Origin of the sequence: Parabacteroides sp. TM07-1AC (assembly GCF_003480915.1) — a bacterium.
In the GTDB taxonomy this organism is placed as follows: Bacteria; Bacteroidota; Bacteroidia; order Bacteroidales; family Tannerellaceae; genus Parabacteroides; species Parabacteroides chongii.
Window position 1 is genome coordinate 374,907 of record NZ_QUKD01000002.1, and the last position, 12,816, is coordinate 387,722.

6 protein-coding genes are annotated in these 12,816 nt (G+C 39.1%); all 6 read right to left on the reverse strand.

Annotated elements, in window-relative coordinates:
• Positions 1 to 5: 5 nt before the first annotated feature.
• The gene (locus DXD68_RS06300) at positions 6 to 3,485 is read right to left on the reverse strand and encodes a TonB-dependent receptor (RefSeq protein ID WP_122360799.1); all 3,480 of its coding nucleotides are present in this window, start codon (positions 3,483 to 3,485) and stop codon (positions 6 to 8) included.
• Between the two features lie 146 nt (positions 3,486 to 3,631).
• A complete protein-coding gene (locus DXD68_RS06305; RefSeq protein ID WP_122360800.1) occupies positions 3,632 to 4,615 on the reverse strand; it encodes a FecR family protein in 984 nt (327 codons plus the stop codon).
• A 75-nt stretch (positions 4,616 to 4,690) separates the two neighbouring features.
• Positions 4,691 to 5,242, reverse strand: a complete 552-nt coding sequence (locus DXD68_RS06310) for an RNA polymerase sigma-70 factor (protein ID WP_122360801.1) — start codon at positions 5,240 to 5,242, stop codon at positions 4,691 to 4,693.
• A gap of 95 nt (positions 5,243 to 5,337) precedes the next feature.
• Positions 5,338 to 6,153, reverse strand: coding sequence for an immunoglobulin-like domain-containing protein (locus tag DXD68_RS06315; RefSeq protein WP_122360802.1), 816 nt, complete (start codon positions 6,151 to 6,153; stop codon positions 5,338 to 5,340).
• Positions 6,154 to 6,177: 24 nt separating this feature from the next.
• A complete protein-coding gene (locus DXD68_RS06320) occupies positions 6,178 to 11,634 on the reverse strand; it encodes an alpha-2-macroglobulin family protein (RefSeq protein ID WP_122360803.1) in 5,457 nt (1,818 codons plus the stop codon).
• Positions 11,635 to 11,692: 58 nt separating this feature from the next.
• Entirely contained in the window at positions 11,693 to 12,799 is a 1,107-nt protein-coding gene (locus tag DXD68_RS06325; protein ID WP_122360804.1) for a 6-bladed beta-propeller, read from the reverse strand.
• Positions 12,800 to 12,816: the final 17 nt, after the last annotated feature.

Sequence of the window (12,816 nt, forward strand, 5' to 3'; positions counted from 1 at the left end):
CTAAATTATAATGATAACTGTAAACCGAATAACATTGAACGTTGTAGTGGATAGAACTCACCCACTTTACCCACTTCTGAACTTGAATTTTTATCATCTACATTACCAATAAGTTCCGGATCAAAATTTCCTCTCATATTAGTAATTTCAAACAAGTTCTGACCTGAAAAGTAAACACGAACTTTATTCAATCTGATTTTTTGAGTAATCGATGAAGGAATTGTATATCCAATTGTAAAGTTTTTCAAACGAGCGTAAGCACCACTTTGCAAATAACGAGTCTGTGTTCTCACATTATAACTCATCGAAGAAGCTTTCCACATAGGATAAAATGCTCCCGGATTATCTTCTCTCCATGCATTTTTATATACTTCATAGGTACCAACTGCATTCGCATTATTAATATGTCCCCAAAAATAATTACCTATCGGGAAAAAATCACGTTTTCCAATACCTTGAATAAAAATATTACAATCAAAACCTTTCCACGCAAGATTAGCTGTTATACCAAATTGATAACGTGGTGTCGTATTTCCAATCACCTTTGTATCACCCGGATTATCTACCGTTTTATCACCCCAGTCTATTACCTTATCACCATTCAGATCCGCATAGTGTGTATCACCAGGCCCCCACTTATCTCCATTTCCCAATTTACTTTGGTTGGCAGCTGCTGCCACCTCTTCTTTCGACTGAAAGATTCCGACAGTTTCATATCCCCAAATCTCACCGATCTTTTTTCCTACATAGTAATTATCATACAACTTACTTGGGTTATTATCAAATTTCGTGATTTCACTTTGATAATCAGACAAAATTAAACCCAAATCATAAGAAAAACCATTAGCCAACTGATCACGCCAATTAACAGACAGTTCCCAACCATAAGTTTTCATATCTGCATTATTTCGTCTAGGAACATCCGTTCCCAAAATGGAAGGAAGCTTATCTCCCTCAGTCAACATATTAATCGTTTTTCTATTAAACCAATCAAAACTTGCACTCAAACGATTTAATACAGTTACATCAACACCCAAGTTTAAGGACTTTACAGTTTCCCAAGTCAAATCCGGAGAAACCAATCCAGGAGCAGCCACAGAAATAGGTAAAGAGCCATTGATTATAAAAGAAGTTTGCTGTGTTACCCCAAAAGTTGAGATATAAGGATAATAGCCATTAACATTCTGGTTTCCCAAACTACCATAATTAGCTCTCACTTTCAAATCATTCAGCCAAGAGTGCGTAGATTCCATAAAGGCTTCTGAAGAAATACGCCATCCTACAGAAAATGAAGGGAAGAAACCGTAGCGAGAATTATGAGGAAATTTAGAAGTACCATCATAACGACCATTCATCTCAAACAAATATTTATTCATATAATCATATTTCAGACGCATAAACACACCACGAATAGCCCAACTATATTCTTCATCTTTTGTCGTAACTTTGCCTGTACCTAAACTGACAGAAGGAATATCACTGGAAACCAGTTCTTCTTTTTGAGTATAATCCTTTCGATAAGTTTCCCACTCCTGATTAAAACCAGCCAATACTGTAATATTGTGTTTATCATTAATCGAAGTCATATATTCTCCATATATATTTGCTGCAAAATAATTGCTTCGTGCGTTTTGAGCAAGAATAGAAGAAGGGAAAGTTGCGCTATTCTGTGTAGTCCAGGAATCACGTATATAATCAAATTCCTTTTGTATATCTTTTTTTCTGTCATTAGTTGCTCTATAACTAAAGTCTCCCTTTAATTTCAAACCTTTCACAACATCCCATTCCACATTACCCATTAATAGAGTTAAATCATTGTTAGTTACATTTCTAGAACCGCTAGTCAAGAAATTATAAAAGTGCTCAGTCGGAACACCTCCCCCAACAGGAGAATCTTCAGGTGTTGTAATAGGGAATAATATCTGCGGTTCACCACGAGTCATTTGCTCCCACCAATTAGTACCTTTTGTGGAATACGCATGAGGAGCATCATAAACAGTATGTGTATAAGCTGCCTTGAAACCAACACGAACTGTCGGAGTTAAATCAGCAGAAATATTACTTAGAAAATTATATCTTTTGAATATATCAGTCGCATCCTTAAACATCCCTTCTTGATTCATATAACCAGCAGAAGCATAAAAACGAATAGCCTTACTTCCTCCACTAATATTTACAGTATGTTTATGAGTAGGAGCCCATTTTTGAAGCATCTGCTTATAGTTATTATTATTCGAGTTCCAAAATATTTTACCATTCTCCATCATATGGTAAACAGGATTATTAACAGGGTCATTATAATAATCTTTCACCCACTGAACCTGTTCTGCTGAGTATTTATCTTTTCCTGTATTGTTAAATGAAGATTCATTCATTGCATCCATATAATCAGGAGCGCTCAACATATCTGGTAAATAGGTATGTGTATTTAATTGAATACTACCAGAATACTCAATAACCGGCTTACGATCAGTCTTCCCTTTTTTAGTTGTAATCAAAATGACACCAAACGCACCACGTGCACCATAAATCGCCGCAGAAGAAGCATCCTTCAAAACCGATACGCTTTCCACATCCTCCGGATTGACCATATTCATATTCATCTGAACTCCATCAACCATCACCAACGGAGAACTTCCCTCTCCACTGATTGAAGCCAAACCACGAATGTTCATAGTTGCTTCCGCATTAGGATCACCTCCATTAAAAGATATATTCAAATTAGGAACTACACCTTGAAGGCCCTGTCCCAAATTCGTAATCGGCCGATTTTCCAACACCTTGGAAGTTACCTGTGAAACAGCCCCTGTCAGGTTCACCTTCTTTTGTGTTCCATAACCGACAACCACAACTTCCTCCAAGGTTTCTGAATCTTCTTTCAATGTTATTGACAAGTTTTGTTTATTAGCAACAACTACTTCCTCAGTCTTATAACCAATATAAGAAACCACTAAAATTGCATTGGGAGTAACTTCCAAAAAGAATTTTCCGTCTATATCTGTAATAATACCATTCATTGTTCCCTTTTCCACTACATTGGCACCAATGATAGGTTCTCCCGTAGGATCAAAAACAACGCCTTCGATCTTCACTTTATTTTGCTGTACAATAGACTCTTCCTGCTTTGACAATATAATGTAATTATTGACAAACTCATATTTCAAGCCATGTCCGTTCAATGCCTCATTCAGTAAATCAGCAACCTGTGCTTTCTTTTTCGTTAATGACAAATCGAAATTCGAACGGACACCGCTCGTACTATATACGACAAGATAATCTGTCTGTTTCTCTATTTCCTTAAACAGTTCTTCTATCGAAAGCTTATTCGATTTCAACTCGATGGTAACATTCTGTGCATCAGTATTCAAAGCAAACAGCTGGCACACAAATACAAACAGGATAAAAAAAGATAGTTTCATAATTCTGAATGCCTTTTGATATTTTTTTAGACACAAGAGATGCGTTAACAAAGGATTTATTTTCATATCTTTGTTTTGTTAAGTAAATACTAATTTTCTGAACACAAATGGTTTTACTTTTCACAAAATCGGTGGATACGCCAATATCTGCCGATTTTTTTTAATCTTTCATGGCCCCATACATACTACATTTAAAGGTTAATAATCTGTTTTTACTTGCTCAATACTATCTGATTCAAATCATCATTCTTTTTAATCTTAAACTTATGTATTCGTTGAATCAGAGAGAGAATCTCCATCACCCCATCCCGTTGACGGAATTTCCCGACATATTCATAATTCAATATTTCCGGATCTTTCACAATTATCTTCACATCGTAATACAATTCCAGCTTTTCTATTATACTTCCCAGCTTCTGTCTTTTGAAAGTATAGATACCTTCACGCCATAACAAATCGTCCGGATCCATTGTGGAAAGTTTGAATTGTTTGCCCTCTTGTATCAAATATTGTTCCGGAGACAACACAACACCTTCCGTTTCTGAAGACGGGAAGTAGGCTTTTACTTTTCCTTCTTGAAGATAAACACTGGTATAATCGCTTGTAGGATAACTGAACACATTAAACTGGGTTCCCAAAGCTTTTACATCAATTGTTCGGGTTGATACGATGAAAGGGACTTTTTCATTTTTGGCTACATTAAAGAATCCTTCTCCCGATAAAAAGACCTTTCGCTCTTTCTCAAAAAATGAAGGATAGGATAATTTGGAGCCTGCATTCAACCAGACTCTCGTTCCGTCAGGCAATGTCAGTTCTGCACGTTGTCCGGCAGGGACTAGCAGTTCCTGTTGAAAAGCAATCAGCTCCTGTTCATCTGATATCTTTCCCGACAAATAGTAAGATGCCAGCATCCATGCAGATACAAAGGCAATCACTATAACGGCAGCATAACGGCTCAATGAAACCAGCCAAACTTTTCTCTTCTGAGAATTCACAAGTCTTTTAAAGTTGCCATATTCCTTATATCCCTGCCGGACATCGGCTTTTTCGGGAACCAATTCCAACAAACTATGTAAGTGCTGATAATCTATTATCTGAGCTTTCAGTTCCGGATTATCATAGGCTTCCTTCAAAAGCAGGTCCTGTTCCTGTTTCGACAATAGTCCCTGACAATATTTTATGATTCTTTCATCCATTCTTTACGTTCTTTATATAGTAAACGAACAGAAAAAATAATTCCCCTAAAGAAATCTGATTATTTTTCTATTTTCTCAATTTTCACAAGAAAATAAAATAAACAGCAACAGGGGTAAATGGTTTTTCAATTCTTCTCTTAACTTTTTATAGGCAATAGTCATCTGTGCTTCAATGGTTTTGACAGATACATTCAATTCTTCTGCTATCTCTTTCTGCTTTTTCCCTTCCAATTTACTCAATATAAATATTTCCCGACATCGTTCAGGCAGTGTATTAAGTGCTTTTTCTATTATATCCTTTATATTGTCCTCCGAAAGTCCCTCTACATCGAAAGCTTCCAAAGAATCGAACTTCATGCGGAAAGACAAATCAAAATCCTCCTGCATCTTTGAGGTGGCTTCCTGTTCCAAAAGTTTACGCCGCAAATAATCAATACACCTGTTCTTCACTGATGTAAACAAATAGGCAATCACATTTATATGGAAATCAAGCGATTCTCTCTTTTGATAGAAATCCAGAAAAACATCTTGTGTAATGTTCTCCGCTTCTTCTTCAGAAAGGACATAGTCACGTGCAAAGTGCTTGACACGTGAATACCATGTTATATAAAAGTTCTCGAAATCCATTCCTCAATCTCCCTTATACTGTACAGGTTTGCTCAATAATATGCGTAAAAGTACTCATTTGATGGATAAAACAAAATAAGATCACGAATTAAAATCTACTTACTGCCTTCATCAAATCTCACAAAAACTCCATATTTGTCCAGGTAACGACCATGACTATCACAAGCGGGCTGCCATTTTCCCGGAATTTTTCCAACTAACTTTATTGCTTGTTCTTCAAAGAGAAGGTTCGTTTTTTTACTCAATATTTTAGTTTTTTGTATTCGTCCCAATGTGTCAATAGTTAATTCACAAACCACTACCGCTTTCAAGCCGGATCCTTTTAATGCAGCAGGATAATATGTATTTCTTTTAATAAACATATCCAATGCCTCATAACCATCCTTATATTGAACGGGGCCCCAATCCGGCTCCTTATATATTTGAGCAATCTCATGCGTATTGGAAAGAGAAAAATTACCGATAACCAAATAAGATTGGTTTGCCTTATCTATTGTCTTTACAATCCGATACTTTCCTGGTTCATGCTTATATAGAAAAGCGTTGCCATCACAATATCCATGAGAAGGTACAGGATGAGCCATCAAGGTGTAAACAGCATTCTCCGGATAAGTATTCACCCAAGTAGAAGTGATTGTATCATAATACTCAATCTTCACATCATCACCGAAGACAGCTTCTCTGTCCGAATGATTATATATTGTAAAATACACTCTATCCTCTGTTACAGGGAGAACTTCTGCATATAATCTCATTTCAAAGGAACTCTCATCCGGAACCATTGCGACAGAGGACTTATTTACAGTATCCTGTTTGAGTAAATAAGATATCTGCTCCTTATTCCCTTCCTTATGCTGGCACCCCAAGCATGCAATTGCTATTAAATAATAAAAAAGTTTGTTTTTCATCATATAGCAGTCAAATTTTGTATTAAACTATTCTTGTACATCAATAACCGTGCTTCCTGAATACCCTGTAAACTCAGGAGCATACACAGATCGTACAGTCGTTATTCCGGTCTGATAAACTCCCGGACGATCCAGATAGATCTTATATTCTAACTGAACAGTGCCTTTACGAAACTTATCTATAAAAAACTCGATAGAAGAATCTTTTATCACTTGATAATAACTGATATTATCGGAAAAAACATAACCGGATAATTTCTCTTTAGGCTCCATAGAGGCGGCACGGGAATCCGTGATATGTATAAAATCCATGTCTCGGTCAGCCTTCACCGTAAGCTGTACCGTTAATTCATCTCCTACATGCAACTCTGTTTTCGGAGAAACAGTCTTTCCATTCTTACTATAAGTGCGGGTTATTTTTAAACCATTTCCTTTTGCCTTCCGAACCTTTCCCATATCTTCCATATATTGTGCATATACAGCGGCCCATCCCATACCTGCACCGGAACGACAGATCTCTATCTCCCGAACTTCTGCTTCTTTTCCGAAAAACGTATGACTGGCATACCCCAACGTATCGTTAGGAGTCACCACTTCCTTCTCTGCTATTTTTGCTTTTACACGACTGTTTCCGGATATGCTTTTTTTACTGCCGGAAAGAAAAGCATACACCGCATCGGCAGTAGCAACAGATGTCTCCCATACTTGCACCTGTTTCTGTTTCAACAGCCATTGCTTCATTTCATTTATCATGACGGAATCATAGTCTATGCGGGATATGGCCTCGATTGCAGCGACCTGTGTAGGAATACGGTAACTGTTCCAGGAATAGGTTGCTTTAGATGTATCGAAATAACGTCCCATTTCATCTGTAGTCACAGTATATTCTTTTATAGAGCGTACCAGTTCTTTTGCCTTTGCTTGTTTATCAGCCTCATATAGTATGAGAGCTACACGGGCTTTCTCGTAAATCGTATAATCAGATTTCCCGGATTCAAGTTTATCGATCATGTACGAACAGGCCTTTTTTTCAATTTGGGAAGCAGCTTGTTTATCCAGTGCACAGATGTATAAATAATTGATGGATTGTCCGTCCGGCATCAAATCCTTTTTTCCTTTCTTTTCCTCTGCTATCATTTGCCTGTAAGTAGTCATCCAGCGATCAGCTAAATAGTCCAAAGCTTTATCATACATATCTTTCACAGGTTCTACAGATATATTCATCGCTTGCAGTCGGGCAAACATCTCCGCTATTTGGTAGGTAACATGATCATTTCCTCGCATACCTTTATACCAGCTCCATGATCCGTCAGGTAACTGCAATTCACGTAAACGGGAAACAGCCGTCTTATTATCAGCATTGGTATTGAGAATCACATCAGACAAAGAATTGGCATAAAAAGCGGTTGCCCACGATAAAGCATCATCGTTATCCGCCTCAGCAATCACCGGAAGAGCTTGTACGGCATACCATTCCGGATTAGCTGTCAACTCGACTGTCAGTTGCTTACGAATTGCCGTTTTACTATCGTCGTTATACAAACCGTCCAATGCAACCGTTTTATTATCCGTTCCATTCAACTGGACGGATATAGCATCTGTCATCCACTGTTTATCTGACAAAACCGGAAGAAGATGTTGCTCTCCATCACTGAACCCATCAGTCTCGGCAACAATCCGACAAATATAAGCCGAATATTTATCATCCCCTTTCACATCGAACGAAACTGCCATTGTACGATGGGCATCAACATTGAACGTCCGCTTTTGAGTCGATATGACTTCGCGGGTCTCCGGAACTATCAATTCCATCCGGATAATCCCCTGAGCCGTTTTTTCCGAGATATTGGTAATTGTCGTACTGATAACCGCCTCATCATTCACCCGGATAAAACGCGGCATATTTGTTTCCACCATAAATGACTTAACAGCTTTCGCTTTAGCGGTTATAAAACCATAATCCATAGTAGATGTATGAGCAAGCCCCATAAATTTCCATTCAGTCAGCGTTTCCGGAAGCGTAAACGCGATACTGACAACTCCATTCGTATCCGTCCGAAGAGAAGGATAGAAAAATGCAGTTTCTACAAAGTTCTCACGGAGGGGAACATACGGAGAACCATCGTCCAATTCAAGAGGAGATGAAGATTCAGCTATAGCCATCACAGAAGTTCCGTCCCCAAAATCAAAACCATTATCCACCGAGATTTCATCTGCAATCTCAACGTTTGTAGCCTTCTTCATCCGGCTTGTTACTTTTTCCTTGAAACTAAGACCGGCATACGGAACACGCCATAGAGGAACACGCATATAACTAAAGTCATTCCAGCTAAAACCATGTGCAGAACTGGCAGAATAAGGGAAACTGCTATACATCCAGATCGAATGGCCATGAACAATCATATTATGCCGTATGTCAGGCGTAAAACGAGGATAATTCAATCTGAAGTCCCAGTCATTGAGATACAGCTTATCGAGCGATGCATCATAAAGAGTCGCCAGCAAACAGGCATCCGCTGCTTTCTTGGCCGGTGACATTATCCGGAGTTCCCAGGTTTCTTTTCCTCCCGGCAGCAACTTATCACGAAATGTTTTCCATTGCAGTTTGAGTTCCTTCTTCGGACAAGGCCGGGTTATTTTTACTTGCTTGGAATAAAAAACACCCTTACGCATAAAAGCGAAATTAACAGTAATACCATCACCATACTCAGGCTTATACACATAAGAAAACGGACGGATTTCATCAGACAGTGTCATCCTTTCCGAATGGATACGTTTTTTTCCACAAAATACATCGTAAAACAGACAGACATCTTTCTCACTGGTTCCAACATACAAGTTTACAGGTTGTTCTCCATAGAATGTTGTCCCATCTTGATAAAACCATTCCGGCGAAGCGATCGGAAGTCGACGATCAGACAGTGAAAAGAGGACAAAGTCCTGACTCGCCGAGCACAATCTACCCTGTTCATCCATTGCAGCAACTTCCATTCGGTAATTAGCAGCAGGAAGTTTCAATAGCTCGTGGGGGACAAACATTCGCTGGGTTTCAATGGTATCTCGCCAAACTTCATCTCTTTTTCTCCCAGCCTCATCCAAAGAATAAACCACACAGACCGTCTGGCTTTTTACAAGCTGGCCACTCAGATTCGTAGCAAGGATTTCCATGGAGTCACGCTTCTCCCGTGCCACTTTGGAACGTAATCCACGGATACGCAAAGCCAACGATTGTAAGCCTACAGGCAAAGAGAGAGAATTACTTTCCATTTCACCGACTTTATTAATCACCTGGGCCGTCACGTTAAAAGTATAATAACGTCCGGGATCATTCGTATTGAAATCATCCGGTTTACGCAGAAAAACAGGTAATTCAAAACTTCCATCAGCATTTGTCAAAAGTTTTCCGGTCTCCAATATCGTCTCACTACCGGAAATACGCCAAAACTCATTTTGTGAACGAACCGTTTTGTAGCTCAGCTCACATTCTCCTACTGGCACACCGGCAAAGGTTTTAACCTCCCCCGTTACTAATAATGTATCCCCCATTTGATAAGAGGAGCGATACGGATGAAAAATTACATCAAAAGTGGGGCGTTTATATTCATCCACCCGAATATAACGGCTGTCTCCATCTTTCACCGCCAGTTCAAACTCCCCAGGCCGAGCGGTTTCCGGTAATACAAAGTTTCCGGAAAATGAACCTAGACTGTCCGTTGTCAAATTCAGTTTGCCTATTTCCTGTCTGTTCGCATCACGCAGAATAACTTCACTTTCCGTTGCCGGAAGCACATAGGTCGAGTCTCCTTGTTGTCCGTAGACCCATCCTGCCACATAGACTATCTGACCGGGACGATAAAGAGCACGATCCGTAAAAAGAGATATCTTTTTCTGTTCTCCCGGCTTGGTATTTCCATTATATCTATGAACAGAACGTTCCGCATAAGTAATTTCCATATAATCGGCTTCCGGTTTGCGCACATTGATACCCAACCAGTTCTCTTCTTTTGGAGGAACCAGTGTCACGCACCCTTTATTATTGGTCGGATGTGTTTCAATCAACCGGAAACCTCCTCCCTGATCCACACGATAATAAGCAACTTCCGTACCAACCACCGGATGCCCGGTCAGTTTATCGACGACTGTTATTTCCTGTTTCCCATCGGGCAAATCCAATAAAACCGCCTGGAGGGTGGAAACATAAGCTCTTCCGTAAGCAGTATATGCCGGATTACCGTCCGGGATAGACTTAACGACATAAATACCTTCCGTCGGAAACCTGTAATGTACCAATGTATCCGTTTCCTTGTAATCAGGAGTTTCGGCTAACTGATAATGACGGCTATCCACTAACCTGCCATACTTTTTTACAACTGAAGAATGAATTTCTCCACCTGCCAATACACTACTTGTCGGCGTCAAATCCATCCGGTAGAGTTCAACAGTAAAACCCGACAGATTCCGATAATGAATCTTAAAATCAACATCCATTCCGGGATAGGCAAAAGGAATATCTGCATTGAAACGAGGTGTCAGTACCTCAGCAACCTGCTCTTTTAAGTCACGACAGGAAGGCGATTGGGGATATTTCTCTAACCCTGTTTGCGCCGCTTGTAGTTTGGCTACATAATCACCCATCGCATCATAGCGTACAGCCAACTGGTTATACACTTCACCACAAACCGGAGAATCCGCAAACTCGACAGTCCACTGTTTCAGCAAATCGACAACACGCTCCTGTGTCAATCTCAGCTTTTCACCCACTCCTCCCCGACCGACATCATACCCTTCCATATATAACTTATCCAGTAACGACAACAACAGGGCATCTCTCATTCCCTGTTGCTTATAATAGGATATTAAACGGTCATGGATGGCAAGAACTTCTGTTTCTATTTTTGTCCTCAACGCCGGATCAACGATCCAATATCCTTTCAACCGTGTGATAGCCTGACTGGCAAGCAATTGAAACATGTTATCGTTATAATATGTTTCACTCAGTTTCGCACTTACCGTCATAGGACGATAGTTCCCGGCCGGTTGCGTTGCCAGTATCTCCGGATTTTGGAGAGAAAGACGAAAATAAGAAATAGCACTGTCGATTGCCGATTCATCTCTTTTTCCTGTGTCCAATATATAATACCCCAACAGATTATTCAGTACGGCTTGATGTACCGGATCCGTTTCTTCGATAGCCCATTTTTTCAACCGGTCTAACTCGCCGGGTAGACTGTCCGGCGTTACATCGATATGTAAAGAGGCTTTCGTCAACCAGGCTTTCATCAATTGAGGAACATTCTTTTCCCGGCTGGCACGATCATAGATTTTCTGAACTTCTCCAACGGCTGATTTCGGCAGTTGTTTCTGTTCCATCACCTCTACCTGTTCCCACATTTGCTCATAAGACTGGGCTACAGTCCGGAAAGAAACAGTATGCAATACTAAAAGACATAGCAGAAAAACACGGAACAATCTATTCTTTTTCATAAAGCCTTCGTTTTTTGTTTACAATCAGACAATCCCTACCCACACAGTTATATATTTATCATTTTTTTAAATCACCGACAAATAAAATCGGATTATCATCAAACCCTCCGCCCAATTCTTCCGCAGGAAATGTCAATACTACTTTTTGTGGATTTAAAGAAGAGATATGAGATAAAAGATCGGGCAACTGATCCCCAATATATTTCTTATTTGTTGGAGAAAATGTACATCCGGTAATTTCGTTCACATCTTTCAGTTCATGATTATAAAGGTAATACCGGTATTCATCCGGAATCATTTCCAAAAGTTGTCCTTCTGCATCCGTTGCTTTCAACACATATTCAACTCTTGTAAGCATACAGTTATTCCCTGAAGAGAACAGGGTATTAAAGAAAATTTGATTCTCTTGGATATCTTTCTTATTGACATCGTCCACCCTCTTCTTTCCTTTTGAAAAAACAAATACAGGCAGATGTGTCGTCACATTATAAACAGTATCTTCATATAATCCCTGATAGAGTATGTCATCATTCAAAAAATACAGATTGATTGGTGATTGAACAAAAGGGCCATCAGGTTCTTCTATCTTTAAAGATGCCGTGTCAAGTAAATTGCCCATCAAATCCTGAGTATAACAAGACTGGCTTTTATTACCTACATACGGAAAACACGTTATACCATTCGTATTAAATACAAAAGATTTTAGCATCTTCCGGACTGCTATTGGAACAACACCGATTGATCCGTCCTTCAATGATATAGAGTGTATATTCTCTGTATCAAATATTTCAAGATAATATAAGATTTGGTTTTCTTCATCAACCACACAATCTGATAAATAGTTAATTTCACCCGGACCGTTACCTCCCTGAGCAACATTCTTTATAAACTTACCATCATAATCAAACATCATAATTTTATTGGGCGAATAGACAATGATATATTCTTTACATGGATAAAAATGAGTAGCCTTATCAACCAAACAAAGCGAATCTGTTTCCAGAATCACTTTTCTCCAGGAATCGACATATTCATCGAGATCAACACTCTTTTGAGGAAAGTCTCGGGAAGAGAAATCAACCGTATAAATAGTCTCCTTTTGCTTCGTACAGGATAACAGCGACATCAATGGAATTAGGCAATAAACAAAAATAGGGATTTTCATAAGCTGATCTTTTTAAG